Below are 18923 nucleotides of genomic sequence, written 5' to 3' on the forward strand. Positions count from 1 at the left end.
GGTACGGCCTTGGTAAGGTCATGTAGCTTGATGAAAGGGAGGAACGTTTGGTGATCAGTTATATTGGTAAACGAATGATCGCGATCATTCCTATCGTTTTTGTCGCTACACTTGTGACCTTTGGGCTTATTCATATCTCACCGGTTGATCCGGCCGAGGCTTATCTGACAGCTGCTCATATCTATCCAACACCGGAGCTGCTTGCGCAGAAGCGGCATGAGTTTGGCCTGGATCAGCCTTTGTTGACCCAATATGCGCATACGATTCAGAAGATTGCCCGGTTGGACTTCGGCACTTCCTATCTCACCAATAAACCCGTATGGGATGAAGTGAAATTAAGGCTTCCGGCTACGGCTGAACTGGCCTTTTGGAGTATATTGTTATCGGCCTTGGTGAGTATTCCTTTGGGAATACTGGCCGCAGTGTACAAGAATAGCTGGATTGACATGGTCAGCCGGGCAATCTCCTATTTTGGAGCATCTATCCCGCAATTCTGGCTCGGTTACCTGCTGATCTTCTTTTTCTCGGTGAAGCTGGACTGGCTGCCTGTGGAGGGGCGTGGATCGTGGGAGAATCTGGTTCTGCCTACGATTACACTGTCCTTGATTCTTATTGCGATCTACACCCGATTGTTGCGTTCCAGTGTACTGGAGCAATTGCAGGAGACCTATGTACAGTATGCGAGAACACGCGGGATTCGCGAACGAGTCATCATGCTGAAACATGTTCTGAAGATCGCCATATCGCCTCTTATTACTGGGATGGGGATGAGTATGGGCAAGCTGCTCACAGGCACCATTATTGTGGAGCAAGTGTTTTCCTGGCCGGGGTTCGGACGATACTTTGTCGATGCAATATTTAACCGGGATATTCCCGTGATTCAATGTTATGTCTTCCTCGCGGCATGCCTGTTCATCGTATGCAATCTGCTCGTTGATCTGGTGCAGCTCTATATGGACCCACGGATCTCAGCGAAAGGACGTGCAGAGCATTGATAAACAAATGGCGTGCGGTATTTAGAGGACAGAGAGCCATCCAGATCTGCTCGGTGATCCTATTGCTTTTCTTCGTGATTGCACTGCTTGCTCCGTGGATTGCTCCTCATGATCCTGTGAAGGTGAATCTGTTACAGAAGCTGGCGAGTCCATCACTGGAGCATTGGCTGGGAACGGATCATCTGGGACGCGACAATCTCACCAGGCTGATGTACGGCGCGAGAGTGTCGCTTGGATTTGCTACCCTGATTTTTCTGTCTTCTCTGCTCATTGGTGTCATTGTAGGTTCGATCTCCGGTTATCTTGGTGGCTGGATGGACAGTCTGCTAATGCGCTTGTGTGAGGGCATTATGGCGTTTCCGAATCTGGTGCTGGTGCTCGGTATTGTGGGGATATTTGGTCCAGGTCTGATGCAGGTGCTCCTAGCACTCATGATGGTACAGTGGGTGTATTATGCACGCATCTGCCGGAATATGGTCGTGAGTCTGAAGGAACGGAATTTCATCGCGGCGGCGCGGATTAGCGGCTCTTCTTCGTGGACGATTATTCGTAAACATATCATCCCCAACGTGCAGCGTCCCATTGTTGTTATGGGCACGTTAGAGATGGGCTGGGCGATTATGGATATATCCGCACTGTCCTTCCTGGGGCTTGGCATTCAACCACCCAATGCAGAGTGGGGCGCCATGATTCATGAAGGAACGGGTTATATTCGCAGTCATCCGGAGTTAATGATCTACCCGGGTGCATTGATTCTGCTGGTCGTCATTACATTCAATATCTTGGGTGAAGCATTATCCGAGCGTTATGGCATTGCAAAACGGTAGTTGATTCGGAACCAAACTCACACGGAGGTGAACGTAACGATGGATGATGCAGCGAAGGTACTCGAAGTTCGTGGTCTGCAAGTGAATCTTAGAACAGCGGAGGATTCCGTCCCGTTACTTGCGCCCATTGATTTTGAATTGAAAAAAGGTCGTGTCTTTGGCCTTGTCGGCGAGAGTGGCAGCGGCAAGACGGTTACATGTAACGCGTTGCTCCATCTGCTTGATCCACGCAGGATGGAGGTATCGGGCAGCATCCGTCTGAATGGACGGGAGCTGGGCTCGTTGTCAGGGGAGGAGATGCGACGCATCCGAGGCAAGGACATCGGATTTATTGTGCAGAATCCGATGAATGCTTTTACACCCGTATATACGATTGGATCTCAATTCATTGAAACTTTGCGTACGCATACGGGAATGTCCAAAGCAGCTGCCCGGGAGCGAGCCATTGCCGCCTTGGCAGATATGAACCTGCCCGAACCGGCCAAGCTGATGAAGCGATATCCCTTCCAATTGAGTGGTGGCATGTTGCAGCGGGTGATGATTGCCATATCGATGTGCCTGCGCCCCGCCTTGGTAATTGCTGACGAACCAACGACGGCACTGGATGTTGTGAATCAGTTGAAGGTGCTTCAGGAATTGGATCGGCTGCGTACCGAATACGGCACATCCGTCTTGCTCATCTCCCACGATCTGGGCGTGATCTCGCAAATGGCAGATGAAGTCGCGGTTATGCAGAAGGGTCGAATTGTAGAGCAGGCGAATGTGTATCAACTGTTCGATCAGCCGCAGCATGAGTATACCCGGATGTTGTTAAATGCGAGGCCCAGTATGTCTTTGGGACGATAGCAAATTATAGATGAGTATATTTACAAAGTGGATGTATACGTAGAGCGGGTATGAACTGTATTTTGAGTGGGTAGTGTAGGGGTGGAATGGATATGGTGATGTGTAATTTCGTCTTCTTCGGAGATTGCTTCTGCCAAGTACAAGAGAGGAGGATGACCTGATGCTTCAGGTACGTGAAGTAAGCCATAGCTATGGCAAACGCAATTGGCTGGATCGTTCGGGAGCGCGTCCTCCTGTGCTGGCAGACATCTCACTTACGATTGAGAAAGGTGTATGTCTGGGACTGCTGGGTACAAGCGGGGCAGGTAAAAGTACCTTGGGTAAAATCATCCTTGGTCTGGAGAAGCCCAGCCAGGGTCAGGTTTTGTTTCAAGGTCAGGATATCTACCGATCCAGCAAACCCGTGCTTAAGGGATTACGACGTGATCTGCAAGTCGTGTTTCAGGACTGTTATTCAGCTGTGAATCCGCTTATGACTGCCGCGCAGATCATCGGTGAGCCGCTGGATAATTACGAGCGTTTGTCGGCAAAAGAACAGCTTCGTGTGGTTGGACAACTGCTGGAGCAGGTTGGACTTACACCAGAGGATGGGAGCAAGCTTCCGCACCAGTTCAGCGGCGGGCAATTACAGCGAATTAACATCGCACGAGCCATTGCGCTCAAGCCCAAGTTAATTGTACTGGACGAATCGATCAGCAGCCTGGACATGGTGCACCAGACGCAAATCCTATCCTTATTGGCGGAGCTCAGAGCATCGTATGGGTTATCGTATCTATTTATCACGCATGATATTCGGGCTGCCATGACGATCTGTGACCGCATTGCCGTGATGGACCAGGGCAGGCTGGTCTATAGCGGTGATGCCGGGGATTCGGTCATGCAGTCGGATCATCCGGCTGTGCAGCAGTTGATTACGGCTATTTTGCCTGAGCATCCGTCCGGTCGTATTAGGTTTGGGTAATGCGATGAGAAGTGCGAAGTGGCTAACGAACACCCCAAATTTATTGGAAATGGGGCGAATAGCGTGTTTACGGTTCGTTAGACCATCATGAATACTAAAAAAGTTGTCGCTTACGTCTTGAACAAGACATAAGGGCAACCTTTTTTTGTAATGGAAGTAGGCACAGTTCGACTTTCTTATATAAGTTAAACTAAAATTACAATGGAGCCACTCGAATTACCGGACTACCTCTGTTGTGCATATCCCCCGATTTTCGATTTAACGTATAAGGTGATCATCTGGAGCTAAACATCTGCTTCAATGAGGGCTTTCTTGCAGAAATCGTTTACTCCATCTTCCGCCCCAGCTGCTCAATCTTATCCAGATAACTCTTTCTCTGTTCATCTGACTTCTTACCCACTTGATCTACAGTTGTTATCCGAACAGGTTTGATGCCAGTGAGTGCAAATGTGGAGATTTTCATCATTTTATGTGCGGGCTCACCCTGGAACCATTTGAAGTACCAGCTCGGACCATCCATCGTGGTGATCACGCGGGCGGTGCGGCCTTTGAGCAACTGATCCGGGAAGGGTTTTCCTTTTTGATACTTGAATGCGTAACCTGGCATGAAGATTCGATCAATGAAACCTTTGAGCAGGGCAGGAGGTCCTCCCCACCAGATTGGGAACACCCATACGAGATGCTCGGCCCACTTGATTGCTTCTTGAGCTTGTAGCAAATCCGGTTCGAGTGGAAGTTTATTACGATATCCTCCCTCCAGATTCATGTTGAACGTGATCTCGTTCAGGGTAATCATGCGGACGTCGGCACCCGCCTGCACAGCTCCTTTACGATACGCCTCAGCTAGTGCGCCGTTATAACTCGGTGAGACGGGATTACCTTGAATAATTAATATTTTCTTCATTGGAAATGACACTTCCTGACTATTTTAGTTAATGAACACTAACCTCATGTGCAAAAAGAAAAGGTCACGTATGACCTGGTAATCGATCACTATATCCTGATCGTATGTTGAAAACTCTCTTTTTATAACGTTTAGCGCTTAACCTTACTTGGTGTTCTGTGATGTCAGAATGGTTCCCATTCTCTCTCGCTACTCTGGGGTTATCTGTCCCAACATGGATGCAAGACGATGAACTGTCTCGCCCGTATAAGGTACCAACAGCTCCGGTAGCTCACCTTGCATACTGGAGACAGCCATACGTGTAATTGCACCGATCACCAGGACGGCTGTGAGCCGTGAATCCTGCTGAGGCAGTTCGCCCCGCATTATTCCCTGATCGATCAGATCCATTAACGCATCCAATGGCTGACGGTAATCCTCGCTGCTTCCAGCTTCAATGAATATTTCATGATTCTGTGAAATCAGCAGCAGCCCGTAGGGATCTTCATCGTGCAGATGGAGAACCTCGGTCACCAATTGTTTGAAACGTTCCAACACCGGACCTTCCTGTCGAACATACCCGTCAATCAGTGAGGTATAGTCCGCGCAGTATTGGGTGAAGGCTTCCAGGGCAACGGCATCCTTGTTTTTAAAATGTTTGTAGATCGCCGCATCGGTTACTCCGGCAGCGTCACCGATCTCTTTGACGGATATGCCGTCAACGCCTTTGGTTGCGAACAAGCGCATCGCCGCTTGTAGGATATCTTTCTTTTTGCTATCCACATGAGGTTTGTTCTTCATGATTGTATAGTAAGTGATTACTAACTAAAATGCAACAAGCATTTTAAATCCTCTGACTTGAACCATGGAATAAGCGCTTACGACCAAAGCTTGCAGGCTAGTGAACAGCAACGTATGATGAATAGAAATCAACATCGGAGCAGCAGGAAGAACGAAATGGATGGTGGGTAGCGTGAACGAAGAGTTGGATGCATACAGCTGGGTGACGCCTGAAGGAATGCTGAATGATCACTATATAACAAGCCGCGAACAGTTGTATAAAGGAATGAACGGACGATATGTGGAGCGATTCACTGTTCCTACCGGTGAAAGTTATATTTTTAAACCGCTGACGAATCCTGCGCAGCATGGACGGGAACGATGGATGTACGAACGTGTGATGTCTGGCTTGCCACCGATCTATCCGCAACTCATTGCAGCGTCGGATCTTACCATTGCTCCAGCACAGAGCTGGATGATCTATGAGGATCTGGGTCAATTGGTGCACGATTCGCAAGAAGCGACCATGCTTAACACAGCGGCACATATGGCAGCATGGCATGCATTGCCTGTTACGAATTGGTGTGAGCTGCCTCGTGTGGGGCAGAAACCGTCCATTCGCACGATGTTGGATGTGTTGCAAATGCATAGGCAATCTAACGATGAACTGTTATCCAGACTGGATATGCATCTGTCCGAATCCGATTGGGACAAGATCACCAGATTGATCCTCACGGCAGAGGAAGAACTTCCAACCGTTCTGTGTCACGGAGACTTGCATCCCGGTAATCTGGCAGAAGTGGACGGCAGACTGGTCGTCTTGGACTGGGAGCATGCCCATCTGAATACGCCACTGTGGGATATATATCACCTAGTTGATCTCTCGCATCCGCTGTTTCCTAGAACGGTGACGCCTGCATTGCGAGAGCGGGTCATGGATGTGTATCTGGACAAACTGGGGAGCCTGGGCATGCAGATTGAACGGGTTTCTTTTGCAGAATGGTACGACGCCTATGCTATTGTATTCTCACTCTGGATGCTGCATTTGATTGATGGTGACCTGAGAAGTGAGGAATGTGTATGGCCGAAGGGACAGTTGCGTAACCAGTGGCATGAGACGGCAGCGACGCTGGAACAGTGCATGAAGCACTTGGGTGAGGAATAGAAATGAGGGGTGAGAAGCTTGCGTAAAGTCGGACTTGTTATGCGTAAAATTCAATTCACGGAAGCTCAGGGACCGCGCGTATTTGCGGATCGGCTGAAGCAGATTGGTCTGGAGCTGGGCGTGGATATTGTGTTCATTTCGCCGGAGCGTCATGTCAGCGGATACGACTGGTTGCCAGGTTATGAGCATGAGAAAGGTGACCTGGTGAATTACGATATCGTGCTGGACCAGATTCATAGCCAAAATATTGAGCATGTCATCTACACCGTATCCGGGTTTACGTTTTTGAAGATGTTCCTACCAAAGAGTGTATTGTTCCCGCACAGTTTCCCCGATCCCGCGCTGACGGGATATGAGATGATGAAGCCATTTTATACGATGGTGGATAAGGCGATTGTGCAGACCGAGTTTTTGAAAACAGAGCTAGGCCGTAATTTTGGCGTACATGACGTGAACGTCATCCCGATTGGTTTCAGCGAAGAACTGGCGAACCGGCACTATGACCCGAGTCAGGTTGTGCATAATCGGGTGCTCTGGATCGGTCGGGATGAAGCAAACCGTCGCCCTGATCTGGTTTTGGAGTACGCTCGGCAGAACCCGGACAAGGAAGTGTACATGGTGTTCGGCGGTGTTCGCTATAAGGAAACCATGAAGAAGTACGACATTCCTGCCAACGTTAAGCTGAAATTTGCGCTCACGCAGGACGAGATATTTACGTTGATGAACTCTGCCAAGGTCTATTGGAACTGTTCCGCCTTTGATACGTTTGCGATGCCGCTGACTGAAGCGATGGCGATGGGCAAAATGGTCGTGAAACCGGAGCATGCCTGCTACGGGCATATTCGATCCACACATGCCTTTGCAGGCAACGAGGATAATTGGTTTGAACTGGTGAACATGGCTGCGGCCGCGCCGCGCAGTGTGTCGGAAGACAACCGCGAGTATGCGTTTGGTGCCTTTTCGCGTACGAAGATGAAGGAAGGGTACCGGCAGTTTTTCTCCGATTGGTTAAAATAAAGGAGAATCGTGCGGGGTATGAAGTTGGACGGATCAGTAATAATGAGGTTGAAATAAGGCAGGACCATTGGATGGAGGTTCACTTTCCATTTCCAGCACTTAGGAGGAGACTTTATGGAAGTACTGATCTTGTGGACATTGGGAATGTGGGCGGTGCAGCTGCTGATTGAATGGCTTATCTACCGTTTGCAAGGACGGCGAATGACGTGGGTTCAATATATATTGCCATGTGTGGCCTTGCTTGGCGGTGCCGTTGTAATCATGATCAGTATCGATATGGGCGGGTGGAACGGCATCGGTTACGCCCTGCTCGGCGCATCACTGGGTACCTCGGGAATGTTAACACTTATTACGGTGGCGATCAGGGATGTGATGCTTCGACGACGGGGCAGGAACTAGATCGAGCAGTAAAGCTATTGTCGAGTAAGGATGAATTAGGCCAAAGGATGGTTGCAGGAATGCATTCGTCTGTGATATATTGACATTAATTATGACAAGGGAGGTGAAGACAGGTGAATCACGAGATGCTTAACAACCGTATTAGCCAGCTGCCGATTGCTATGGCTGGCATTGTTCATACTTTTCTGACCAACGGGAGAAGTCTGTCCAATTTTGAATATACGGAAGTTAACATGTGCGAGAAGATGCCTGCCTTGACCTCATTCGGACGATAAGCGATATTGCTTGAATTCTGAAGGGCCGCGGAGCTAACCTCCTGCGGCTCTTTTTGTGTTGCGGTCAGGATCTTCCATACCATAGGAGGAACCTTATTATGATGATGATTAGCGCGCAACAACTGACTCAATACCACGGAGCACATCTGGTGCTGGACGGCATTACGTTTGAGATTATGGAAGGCGACAAGGTCGCCCTGATCGGCCGCAACGGAAGCGGCAAAACCACACTTATGCGCCTGATGGCAAGACTAAACAAGCCGGATGAAGGGCAATTGATGATCAAGAAAGATACACGAATGGGTTATGTGGCTCAGGTTCCGGAAGGATTGGATGACCATACCGTTCTGGATGTACTGAGTCTTGGATTCAGGGAGCTTATGATGTGTCGCACGCAAATGAAGGATATGGAACAACAGATGTCCGATCCGGCATGTGCAGCAGACCCAGATCAATTGGAACGCCTGCTCAAACGCTATGCGGCGCTGCAAGATCAGTTCGAGCGTGAGGGTGGATACGAAATGGATGCCCGAATCGATCAGGTGGCGGACGGTCTGGATATCGCCAAGGCCCATTATAATTGGCGCTTTGGTTCGCTGTCCGGTGGGGAGCAGACTCGGGTCGTGTTGGCTTCACAGCTAATCGTCAGACCCGACCTGTTATTGCTGGATGAACCAACGAACCATCTTGATCTGGAGCGGGTCGAGTGGCTGGAAGGATTTTTACGAGAATACTCTGGCACCATTGTCCTGATCTCACATGATCGCTATTTCCTGGATCGGGTGGTGAATCGAACACTGGAGCTGGAGGATGGAGAAGCGGAAACGTCTGCTGGCGGTTATACGGAATATATGAAAGTGAAGGAACAACGGCTGTTGCAGCAATTCGAGGAGTTCAAGGAGCAGCAGAAGGTGATCAAGAAAATGAAAGAAACGATCCGTCAACTGGAGGAGTGGGGCCGAGTTGGTGGGAATGAAAAGTTCTTCCGGCGGGCCGCTTCCATGCGTAAGGCGCTGGAACGGATGGAACAGGTGAAGCGTCCTGTGCTGGAGCGCCGCAGCGCAGACTTTGATGTACGTCCTACAGACCGCACGGGCAAACGGGTAATTGTCATGGAGCAAGTGGAGAAGAGTTATGGCGAGCGTACAATTCTACGCGGGATCTCGGGTCTGCTGGAATATGGCGACAAGATCGCACTCATTGGCCGCAATGGTTCCGGCAAGACGACCTTGTTCAAGTTGTTGCTTGGAGATGAGCAACCCAATGCGGGCAAGCTGGAGTGGGGAGCACGCGTGGATGTGGGGTATCTGGCTCAACAGGAGGAACCTGCGAATCCGAAGCTGAATGTACTCGAATACTTCCGTCTCGAAGCAGGCGTGGAGGAAGGTGAAGCACGCGGGATTCTGGCACGATATCTATTCTATGGCGCGGATGTATTCCGCGCAGTGGGACAGTTATCCGGCGGGGAGTGGACGCGCCTGCGGCTGGCGCTGCTGGTGCAACGCAAACCCAATGTCTTGCTGCTCGATGAGCCGACGAACCATCTGGATATCGCATCCAGAGAAGCACTGGAAGAGTCGTTAGTTGATTTTGAAGGAACTGTACTTGCCATCTCGCATGATAGATACTTCGTCAATCGCCTCGCGTCCCGTGTCTGGGAACTGGAGGACGGACAGATGACCGCTTATCTCGGAGACTATGAAGCGTATCGCGAGAAGAAGCTTGATATGCAAGCTCGTTCGGCGGCGGCAGGTCAGGGCACAGCAGGGGGAGTCGTTCCATCCGGCGGAAACGCCAAGTCAGAGATGAAGTCAGGTATGACGACAGCGTCGAGCGGGACTGTCCGATCAGGAAAGAAGCCAGAAGCTACCTCGGCAGAAGCTTCATCGAATCATAGAGGTGGCAATGGCAACCAACCGTCTGCGGAGAAGCTGGAACAGACTTTGGCTCGTCTGGAGGTACAGATTCAGGCACTGGATCAACAATTGGAAACGGTGCAGAACAATCCGCTTGAACTGGAACAAATCTGGCATGATCGCGAGCAATTGTCCGCTAAATATAATGATGTATTGGCCCAGTGGGCTGAGTTATAAGTCGGAATGGCATGAGCATAAGATGGAACCAACGAGGCCGGAGAATCTTCTCTGGCCTTTTTGGAGCGTGATTAAAATATACCAAACGCGGAATCTACCTTTTTTCAAGCTTTGTTGAGCCAAAACCTTGGCGACAATCTGTTCTTTTTTTACATGTCATGGTGAATCAAATCAATTTCATAACTCAATACAACTGGATTAGTGTAACTTTTTTCCTCCACATGCGTTAAATACGTTTGTATGAATGGAAACGGCTCATCTAAGAGCTTACAGAAAGGGAGGTAATCGGTATCTATTATTCATTGACGTATCGGAGTTGGTCGGATGATCGACAGGTGGAGACAGGGGTGCTGGAACAGACTTCAGTCACCCGAGATGAACTGTTTATGCGCAAACTGGTGGATGCCACCTTGGTGAAAAACAAGCTCTGGGCACATCTGTCCAATGAATGCCAGGATGGGCGTGAACATGCAGTATACGTGACGGCCTATGACCAACAGATGCCGGACGAGTACGGTGCAGCCATTGCGGATGCTGCGCTGGCGATGTGCAAAATGTCTTCCATGTACAGCGCAGAGTATATGTTGTGGAATGGAAGCTCATTTCAGGAGTTGGAACTGACAGCGTCATCCACTTATACGATGGAGCTTGCCGAGCAATTGCTGGACCATTACATGGTTCGTGATGGCAAGACGTATGAGTTCCTGTATTCCGTGCTGGATGCGGATCGCAAGAAAGTGTTGTTTTATATGAAAGAGGTGGATCTGTGATGAGTGACCAAGAGCGGGGGCAAGCATCCAAACCCGGATCAAAAGCGAAGCTGGTTGCTTTCTCCCTGATGCTGGCCGTTCCTGCCGTGTTATCCGGTTGTGGCAGCAACAATGATGAATGTGATCCGGAGTACGATACCGGCTGCGAATATGATTCCAGCAGTGGACACTATTACTATGGTGGGTCGTCGTATCGAAGCAACAAGGACAGTAACAGCTCCATTAGCAAATCCAAATCCAAATCAAGCGGCTTCGGTAGCTTCTTCCGCAGTTCGGGAGGATAACCTGATGAGGCAAGTGGTTCAACTGCCGTTAAGTCACGAAGAGGTATTTCAGGGTGAAGCCGGACAACAGATTCCATACCATCGAATGTACGGGAAGCAATATTGTGTGCCTGCATTAACGGTCTATTCTCCCTCGGAGGTACAAGAGCTGCGTACCGCAGCCGAGGCGGTAGACGGCATTTATTGCAAAGTGATGCGATTTATCCAACAGTACATGCCGGATTCCTTTTTGGAGCATCAGCTCGGTATCCATCCGGGGCTAATTCCGGCGGCACGTATGGAGATAGTTACTGGAGGCATTACCCGTCAGGACTGGATTATTGGAGAAGCGGGTCCCAAGTGTATTGAAAATAATACGGACACCCCTACGGGTATACCGGAGGCTGCTGCTCTGGAAAATATTCTGGTCGGTCTTGCCGAGGATACTACGCTAGCAGCGCTATCTGCCGAGATGGATGGACTTATTCAGGAATGTTTCAGGATATGGCTGGAATTCTATGCACAACAGGGATTGCAGGGTCCGGTGACGTTCACTTCTTTTGGCGAACATGTCGAAGATCGAACGAATACGAAATACCTGATGAAACGCTGTCAGGAAGCGGGTTACGATGTTCTCTATGCCCCACTGGAGGAGCTGGAGATTGTTCCCGGGGAAGCGCTGTACCATCAGGGTCGGAAGATTAATCTGCTATACCGCCTCTATCCACTGGAATATCTGATCGATGATCGGGATGAGACAACCGGTGTGGACATTGGCGCTGCACTGCTTGATCTGGTGCGAGATGGACAATTGGGCCTGATGAATCCGGTGCAGCATGTGCTCATGCAGAGCAAAGGCTTCATGGCGGCGATCTGGTCGCTCTATGAGCGTAACGAGCAAACCCCGGAATATTGCGGGTTTACCCTCTTTGATGAAGCAGAAATGGACGTGATTTTCCGATATCTGCTGCCAACTTATTTTTCGGCTGAACCCTTCCGCTTGAACGCCATGTCATATGTAGCCAAGAGCTATTGGGGACGCGAGGGTAGAGGAACACTTTTGTTGGATTTAGGAACGGACAATGCTTTTGGACAGCAGAATATAGAACATCCTCTTACCGAGGAGCTTCAATCCAAACTCGCGACTGGGGCAACAGATGTGGATGAAGCGGAAATTACAGCTTATTACGAAAATCAGCCCAAAATCTATCAGCAGCTGGTTCCGATGGAACAGGTCATGATCAAGACGGAAGACGGAGCGTACAGCGGTTATCTGCTTACAGGGGTGTTTGTTATCGGTGGACGGTTGGCCGGGTTGTTACCACGGGTCGGGGAGAAAGTAACCGGAGATATGGCGTATTATTGCGCGGCTACGGTTCGTAAACGGATGAATGATGAGGAGGAGAACGAATGGAGAACCTGGGATTAAACCTTGTGAATGTGGCGGTGGGTGTGGGCATTCTGCTGGTGGTATTGGTATGTGGATATTTTGCCTTTAGCAAATTGACCCGGTATAACGATAGTGAGGAAATCGCCAAGGGTAACGAGGCGGCAGGCATGTATATGGGCAGCAAATTGCTCGGGCTGTGTATTATTGTGGGAATGGTATCTTTCTCGACGCACTCGTGGCTGGATATGCTGATGTGGTCGGCGCTTGGAATCATTATTCTGTGTCTGGTCTATATTATATTTGACTTCCTGATTCCGAAGATGCGGGTGTGTGAGGAAATTGCACGGGGCAATATGGCAGTAGCACAACTGCTGCGTTCGATCATCATCGGCGTTTCCATCGTCATCGGTACATTTTTGATGTAAAATAAGACATAGTGTTTTATAGGATGTACTAATAAACGGAAGAAGGAGCGCGGCATCATGAGAAGAGTCATCATCGATACAGATACAGCAGGAGACGATACGATTGCGATCCTGACGGCATTGCACCACTTTCAGGTGGAGGGCATCACCATTACGGGCGGTAACGTTCAATTCGACCAGGAGGTTGAAAATGCCCTGTACACGGTACAGGTTGCTGGACATGGCGGCAAGGTACCCGTGTATAAAGGTTGCGAGCGTCCGTTAATGGCCTACGGAAAGGCCCAGCACCGTACAGTGGAAGACGTACATGGCGATGACGGCATGGGTGGCGCACATTTTCCGAAGGCGGATCAGCGTCCCGAGAGCGGGCACGCGGTTGATTTTATCATTGAGAAGGTGCATGCACATCCCGGTGAAATGGAGCTGCTGGCGATTGCCCCGCTGACCAATATTGCGATGGCGATCCAGAAAGACCCAACGATTATTCCGGAGATTGCTCACCTGTACATCATGGGTGGAACGAATAATGCACTAGGCAATATCACACCGGCGGCGGAGTACAACTTCTACGTAGACCCGGAAGCAGCGAAAATTGTACTGCATGCGGGCATTCCGATCACGATGGTTGGCTGGGAGATGTGCACGCAATATTCAGTGATGGATGATGACGATCATGCTGAGATTGCGGCTCTGGGTACATCTGGTGCCGATTTCTTCACCACAATCAACAAAGTGGTTATGCAGTTCAACAAGTCGGTACATAAGCTGAATGGCACCACTCATCCCGATACGCTGCTGATGGCTGTAGCGGCAGATGAATCCATCATGACCAAGTCGGGTCACTATTATGTGGATGTAGAAGCGGCAGGAGAATTGACACGCGGATACAGTGTGGTTGATATCAACGGACGTTTTGGCAAAGAGCCTAATGTACGTGTATGTGAAGCCATTGATCGGCCAAAATTCAAATCTATGCTTCTGGACGTTCTCTCAGCGATCCAATAAACGCAGTAATTTAAACTGCAGGAAAAAGAAGAAAATCCGTGCCTATCCCAGGTACGGATTTTTTTGCTCATTTTAATCTAACCTTGCTGTAACAAAAATGAACGGATTCCTGTGGTAACCAGGTCATGGTCTTCTTCATCAGGCAGACCCGATACCGTAATGGTGCCGACCTGCCCCTCATTTGACAGAATCAGTGGGAAGGCACCTCCAGCCAGGACATAATCAGAAGCAGGCAGGTTGAAGTCGTGCTCAAGTGTCTGATTCTCATTTCTCAACCGCAGGGCGGTATGCCAGGAGCTGGAAGAGAAATGGTTCACCACATTGTTCTTGCGTCTAATCCAGTCTTCGTTGTCGGGATGAGTGCCTTGCATGGCGTGCAAAAAGAGACGATGTCCCTTCAGCGTAATATCGATGGTCACGGCTTGGGAACGACGCTTCGCTTCTTCAACCAGATGCAGGCCGAGGTTAAGCGCTGTTGCAGAATCAAATGTGCCAAATACCAAGTCCACTTCTTCCTGCTGCATTTCCTTTAATCTTTCGGTCATGGTCAGGTTCAAATTACAGGCAGCCCCTTTACATATATGATTGATGTCTACATTCGACATGAATGGGCATAGTACCTTCCCCATGCAGACTGGGCGAGTTTGTTTAGTGGATGTTACAGGCGTGGTTGAAGCTGGCTCATTTGGAGACCATACATCGGCTGTGTTAAAGTGAAAGGACCCAAAATATACAACACTCTTAAAGTTAAAATAAGGTATGGCTAAGTAGGCAGGAGGAGAAACACGATGCTGTTTTATTTTGTAGCACTGCTGGTGACTTTGATAGATCAGGGAACCAAGATTGTAGTGCGGATGTATATGGAAGTTGGCGATGTCATGAGACTGGGTAATTCGGGCATGCAGTTACAGCATTATGAGAATAGTGGAATGGCGGGCAGCATGTTTCAGGGAAATGCACGTCTGTTTGGTGTGATTGCTGTTCTGTTCATAGCGGGCATGCTGTACTACCGGAGTAAAGGGGAGATTCGCGGATTCTGGATGCAAGCTGGCGCAGGTTTTATGGTCGGCGGGGCTCTAGGAAATGCGATCGATCGATTTATCTATGCGAGGGTAACGGATTTCCTCGTGTTTCCGTCAGGACGCGGTATCTTAAATCTCGCTGATGTCGCAATTAACATCGGCGTGATCATGATCATTATCGGCATGTTGATTCGTGCATATCAGAGTTATAGAGCCAAGCGTTTGCGCAATGCTTTGCCGAAAGTTGAGCGTTCGTGATACACGGATAAAAGCTTTGCAGTCGCTGAATATAAGCATAATCAATGAGGGACATTGGAGATTATCCAGTGTCCTTTTTGTTATGCCAATTTTGGCCCATGGGAAGAAATGCCTTGATTCATTTTTATCGAAACCGTTTTAGAAATAATAAAGACCTGTATAGTCAACGCTCATAGTATGAGTGGATGGAAGGATTAACCAAATGGTTATTTCACCATCTGAATGGGTAAATTCTTACGTATATAAAGTGAAACTAAGATATACACGAACACGGAGAGTGCAGAACCAATCTGAAGAAGCGAAGCGTGCGTGTTTATCACCGGATTTTCCCTTTGAGAAGGGAATCGAAAAAATCTGGGGATAACAACGATCGGAAGATGGTACTGCAATCGGAGTGGCACCGTGTAAATCATATTAGTTTAATTTATAAAGCTGAGGGAGGTACAACATGAGAACAACGCTTACCAAGGCTCTCGGAACCATGTTGCTATGTGGAATGATGGCTGTACTTCTATCTTCGTGTACCAGTGGGGATAGTGCGAATGGCAAAGTGCAGATTGAATTTTTCCAGAACAAGCCGGAAGCCAAAACAACCTTTGATGAATTAATTAAAACGTTCAACGCGGAGCATGATGATATTCAGGTGACACAGGTGAATCCGCCAGACGCGGAGACGGTATTGAAGACACGTGTCGTCAAAAATGATATCCCGGATATTATGGCCATGGGTGCAACGGATACGTATTCAATCCTGGCCCAAAGTGATATTTTTACCAATCTGACGGACAGTTCACTGCTCAAGACGATTGATCCGAACTACATACAAATGCTGAAGGATCTCACAGGTATGGACGAAGTAACGGGTATTCCTTACGCAACCAATGCAAACGGCATCATGTACAACAAAACACTGTTTAAGGAAATGGGATTGGACGTACCCAAGACGTGGGATGAACTCATTACGACCGCCCAAAAGATCAAGGATGCAGGTGAAATACCTTTTTACTTCACATATAAGGATGACTGGCAGACGAGCCTGCCCTTCAATGCACTCGGCTCCAATCTGGTCGGTATCGATTTCTACCAGGAGCGTCGGGATAACAAAGTGACGTTTAAGGAGTCGTACCGCGAGGTAGCTGAGAAGCAGCTGGAACTCATGAAGTATGGTCACGGCGATAACTTTGGTAAAGCCTATTCAGATGGTAACCGTGCCTTTGCTAATGGTGAAGCCTTCATGTACATCCAGGGAACCTGGGCCATCTCGGAGATTCGCAAAGCGAACCCGAATGTGGACATCGGTTTCTTCCCATTCCCGACGGGCAACGATGCAAACGAGATTAAGCTGGTGAACGGGATCGACTCCCTGTTTACCATTGCGGTGGACACGCCTAATCGCGAGCAGGCAGAGACGTTTATTGCGTTTCTGTTGGAGCCTGAGAATATCGGAAGATACATTGACGAACAGACGTTGTTCTCTGCGGTAGAAGACGTGAAGCAGGATGATCCTGCCGTACAGGAATTGATGCCTTATATCGAGCAGGGGAAGGTTATTGACTTTGCCGATCACTATATTCCGGCTGCCGTGCAGCTGAATTCCATCGTACAGTCCTTTTTGCAGAACCAAAACATCGACAACTATCTAGATACACTCGACAAAGAATGGGACAAGGTTGCCAATCGGCGCTAAGCCTTGTCTGAAGGAGGATGGAATATGAACAAGCGTATCGCACCCTATTACTGGATGACGGTTCCGGCGGTAGTATTGTTCTTCGTATTTATGACACTGCCGGCCCTTCAGGGAATCTATTATTCATTTACGAATTATAACGGATTCGGGAAAGAGTATGATTTTGTTGGCTTCAAAAACTATTTCAACTTGTTCCAGGATGACAATGTAGGTAATGCCTACTGGTTTACCTTCAAATTTGCGATCGTTGTGACGATCCTGACGAATATTCTGAGCCTGCTCATTGCACTCGGGCTGAATGCCAAGATCAAGTTCCGTAACTTTTTCCGTGGCATCTACTTCCTGCCCAATATTCTGAGTGTGCTGATCGTAGGTTACATATTTAACTACCTGTTCTCCAACGTATTCCCGATCTGGGGACAAAATTTGGGCATTAACGCACTATCTACGAACATACTTGGTAGCGAAAGTCTGGCCTGGATCGGTATCGTCATTGTTGCCGTATGGCAATCCGTGGCTCTGAATACGATTCTGTATTTGGCTGGTCTGCAAACGATACCAACGACGCTATACGAGGCATCCAACCTCGATGGTGCAGGCAAATGGCGTGAATTCTGGAGTATTACATTCCCGCTTATTGCCCCGTTCTTCACCATTAATATGGTGCTGGCGATGAAAAACTCGCTGATGGTCTTCGACCAAATCGTAGCCTTGACCAACGGTGGTCCCGGACGGGCGACGCAGTCCATCTCCCATCTGATCTATACCGGCGGATTCGAAGGCGGCGAATATGCATATCAATCTGCGAACTCGGTTATTTACTTCATCGTTATTGCGGTGATTTCAATTCTGCAAATCCGGTTCCTGCAAAGAAGGGAGATGGATCTGTAATGAGAAGCCGTACACGAATCAATTGGCTCGTTATGCTGCTCGTTGTACTGGGCACGCTGTTTATCCTGTTCCCATTGTATATGACCGTTACGATTGCTTTGAAAAATCCGGAACAGATGGCCCAATCGGTCTTTGCCATTCCGACAACGCTTCACTGGGAGAATTTCGCGAGAGCTATCGACATGACGAACTTCTTCCAATCGTTCCGTAACAGTGCGATCGTTACCGCGTCAACCGTGCTTTTGACATTGCTCAGTAACTCGATGGTGGCCTACGCGATTGCGCGGAATATGGAGAAACGCAAGTTTTTCAAAGGGCTCTATTATTACTTCGTCAGCGCGATGTTTATTCCGTTCCCCATTATCATGCTGCCGATTGTGAAGCTGACCGCATCGCTGGAGATGACGAACCTGGTAGGTCTGATCCTGCTGCACACGGTCTATGGTCTGGCATTCAACGTATTTGTGTACGTGGGGTATATCCGTTCCATTCCGGTAGCGCTGGAGGAAGCGGCTTTTGTGGATGGGGCGACAACCTGGGGCACGTTCTGGAAAATCATTTTCCCGCTCATGGCACCCATCAGTGCCACGGTTGGTATTCTGACCTGCCTGTCCACGTACAACGACTTCTTGCTGCCACTCATTATTATCAGTGATCCGGGGCAGTACACGTTGCCGCTGGTACAGTATGTATTCCAAGGACAGTTCAATACCGAGTTTAACCTGGCATTTGCATCCTACCTGCTCGCGTTGCTGCCGATGATTATCATCTACCTGTTCGCACAGAAGTGGATCATCAACGGGGTTACACAAGGGTCAGTGAAATAACTGAAGATGTGCTAAAGAAAAGAATAGGTGTGAAGGGATATGAACAAAGAGAGGTGGACTGTAAACGTCCCCTCTCTTTTTTTGATTCTTGTCATTTGACGTTTGGGAACGCTCGGGAGGATTGATTAACCTGTAAATCTATGC

At 48.9% G+C, this 18923-nt stretch carries 21 protein-coding genes; 18 read left to right on the top strand and 3 right to left on the bottom strand.

What is annotated here, in order from left to right; translation table 11 throughout:
* Positions 1–50: 50 nt before the first annotated feature.
* The 4 genes from nikB (at position 51) to nikE (ending at position 3629) form a co-directional block, all read left to right on the top strand.
* Positions 51–995: a nickel ABC transporter permease subunit NikB gene (nikB, locus tag ACTHPG_RS19420; RefSeq protein WP_440391107.1), complete on the top strand. Its 945-nt coding sequence runs from the start codon at positions 51–53 to the stop codon at positions 993–995.
* Positions 992–1822, top strand: coding sequence for a nickel ABC transporter permease subunit NikC (nikC, locus tag ACTHPG_RS19425; protein ID WP_440391108.1), 831 nt, complete (start codon positions 992–994; stop codon positions 1820–1822). Before nikB ends, nikC begins: the two co-directional genes overlap by 4 nt.
* A gap of 39 nt (positions 1823–1861) precedes the next feature.
* Positions 1862–2668 (top strand): ABC transporter ATP-binding protein, encoded by an 807-nt coding sequence (locus ACTHPG_RS19430; RefSeq protein ID WP_440391109.1) that lies wholly within the window; start codon positions 1862–1864, stop codon positions 2666–2668.
* 160 nt (positions 2669–2828) lie between these two features.
* Positions 2829–3629, top strand: coding sequence for a nickel import ATP-binding protein NikE (gene nikE, locus ACTHPG_RS19435; protein ID WP_440391110.1), 801 nt, complete (start codon positions 2829–2831; stop codon positions 3627–3629).
* A 325-nt stretch (positions 3630–3954) separates the two neighbouring features.
* Here nikE and ACTHPG_RS19440 read toward each other — a convergent pair whose 3' ends face one another.
* On the bottom strand, positions 3955–4533 hold the full coding sequence (locus tag ACTHPG_RS19440; protein WP_440391111.1) for an NAD(P)H-dependent oxidoreductase: 579 nt from the start codon (positions 4531–4533) through the stop codon (positions 3955–3957).
* A gap of 189 nt (positions 4534–4722) precedes the next feature.
* Positions 4723–5313: a TetR/AcrR family transcriptional regulator gene (locus ACTHPG_RS19445; protein WP_440391112.1), complete on the bottom strand. Its 591-nt coding sequence runs from the start codon at positions 5311–5313 to the stop codon at positions 4723–4725.
* 160 nt (positions 5314–5473) lie between these two features.
* Between ACTHPG_RS19445 and ACTHPG_RS19450 the strand changes: the two genes are divergently transcribed.
* The 10 genes from ACTHPG_RS19450 (at position 5474) to ACTHPG_RS19495 (ending at position 14094) form a co-directional block, all read left to right on the top strand.
* Positions 5474–6457 (top strand): phosphotransferase family protein, encoded by a 984-nt coding sequence (locus ACTHPG_RS19450; RefSeq protein ID WP_440391113.1) that lies wholly within the window; start codon positions 5474–5476, stop codon positions 6455–6457.
* Positions 6458–6475: 18 nt separating this feature from the next.
* Positions 6476–7474: a glycosyltransferase gene (locus ACTHPG_RS19455; protein ID WP_440391114.1), complete on the top strand. Its 999-nt coding sequence runs from the start codon at positions 6476–6478 to the stop codon at positions 7472–7474.
* A gap of 114 nt (positions 7475–7588) precedes the next feature.
* Positions 7589–7873, top strand: coding sequence for a hypothetical protein (locus tag ACTHPG_RS19460; RefSeq protein ID WP_440391115.1), 285 nt, complete (start codon positions 7589–7591; stop codon positions 7871–7873).
* Between the two features lie 113 nt (positions 7874–7986).
* Positions 7987–8148, top strand: a complete 162-nt coding sequence (locus ACTHPG_RS19465) for a hypothetical protein (RefSeq protein WP_181150888.1) — start codon at positions 7987–7989, stop codon at positions 8146–8148.
* 98 nt (positions 8149–8246) lie between these two features.
* Entirely contained in the window at positions 8247–10241 is a 1995-nt protein-coding gene (gene abc-f, locus ACTHPG_RS19470) for a ribosomal protection-like ABC-F family protein (protein ID WP_440391116.1), read from the top strand.
* A 347-nt stretch (positions 10242–10588) separates the two neighbouring features.
* Positions 10589–11011, top strand: a complete 423-nt coding sequence (locus ACTHPG_RS19475) for a hypothetical protein (protein ID WP_339238614.1) — start codon at positions 10589–10591, stop codon at positions 11009–11011.
* Positions 11011–11295 carry a hypothetical protein gene (locus tag ACTHPG_RS19480; protein ID WP_440391117.1) on the top strand — a complete coding sequence of 95 codons (285 nt, stop codon included), beginning with the start codon at positions 11011–11013 and terminating at the stop codon, positions 11293–11295. Before ACTHPG_RS19475 ends, ACTHPG_RS19480 begins: the two co-directional genes overlap by 1 nt.
* Before the next feature lie 4 nt (positions 11296–11299).
* Positions 11300–12703: a glutathionylspermidine synthase family protein gene (locus ACTHPG_RS19485; RefSeq protein ID WP_440391118.1), complete on the top strand. Its 1404-nt coding sequence runs from the start codon at positions 11300–11302 to the stop codon at positions 12701–12703.
* Positions 12685–13089, top strand: coding sequence for a DUF350 domain-containing protein (locus ACTHPG_RS19490; protein ID WP_440391119.1), 405 nt, complete (start codon positions 12685–12687; stop codon positions 13087–13089). Before ACTHPG_RS19485 ends, ACTHPG_RS19490 begins: the two co-directional genes overlap by 19 nt.
* 57 nt (positions 13090–13146) lie before the next feature.
* Positions 13147–14094, top strand: a complete 948-nt coding sequence (locus tag ACTHPG_RS19495; protein ID WP_440391120.1) for a nucleoside hydrolase — start codon at positions 13147–13149, stop codon at positions 14092–14094.
* 77 nt (positions 14095–14171) lie between these two features.
* On the opposite strand, the gene ACTHPG_RS19500 is transcribed toward ACTHPG_RS19495, so the two are convergent.
* Positions 14172–14651, bottom strand: coding sequence for a heme-degrading domain-containing protein (locus tag ACTHPG_RS19500; RefSeq protein WP_440391121.1), 480 nt, complete (start codon positions 14649–14651; stop codon positions 14172–14174).
* A 231-nt stretch (positions 14652–14882) separates the two neighbouring features.
* Here ACTHPG_RS19500 and lspA point away from each other — a divergent pair, with 231 nt between their 5' ends.
* From lspA to ACTHPG_RS19520, 4 genes are all read left to right on the top strand, one after another.
* Complete coding sequence (gene lspA / locus ACTHPG_RS19505) at positions 14883–15374, top strand: signal peptidase II (RefSeq protein ID WP_440391122.1); 492 nt, start codon at positions 14883–14885, stop codon at positions 15372–15374.
* Positions 15375–15870: 496 nt separating this feature from the next.
* On the top strand, positions 15871–17061 hold the full coding sequence (locus ACTHPG_RS19510; protein ID WP_440391412.1) for an ABC transporter substrate-binding protein: 1191 nt from the start codon (positions 15871–15873) through the stop codon (positions 17059–17061).
* A gap of 24 nt (positions 17062–17085) precedes the next feature.
* Positions 17086–17952 (top strand): carbohydrate ABC transporter permease, encoded by an 867-nt coding sequence (locus ACTHPG_RS19515; protein WP_036606633.1) that lies wholly within the window; start codon positions 17086–17088, stop codon positions 17950–17952.
* The gene (locus tag ACTHPG_RS19520; RefSeq protein WP_036606635.1) at positions 17952–18779 is read left to right on the top strand and encodes a carbohydrate ABC transporter permease; all 828 of its coding nucleotides are present in this window, start codon (positions 17952–17954) and stop codon (positions 18777–18779) included. The genes ACTHPG_RS19515 and ACTHPG_RS19520 overlap by 1 nt, the downstream gene beginning before the upstream one ends.
* Positions 18780–18923: the final 144 nt, after the last annotated feature.

The sequence above is a fragment of the Paenibacillus sp. SAF-068 genome (assembly GCF_051967555.1).
Lineage (GTDB): Bacteria > Bacillota > Bacilli > Paenibacillales > Paenibacillaceae > Paenibacillus.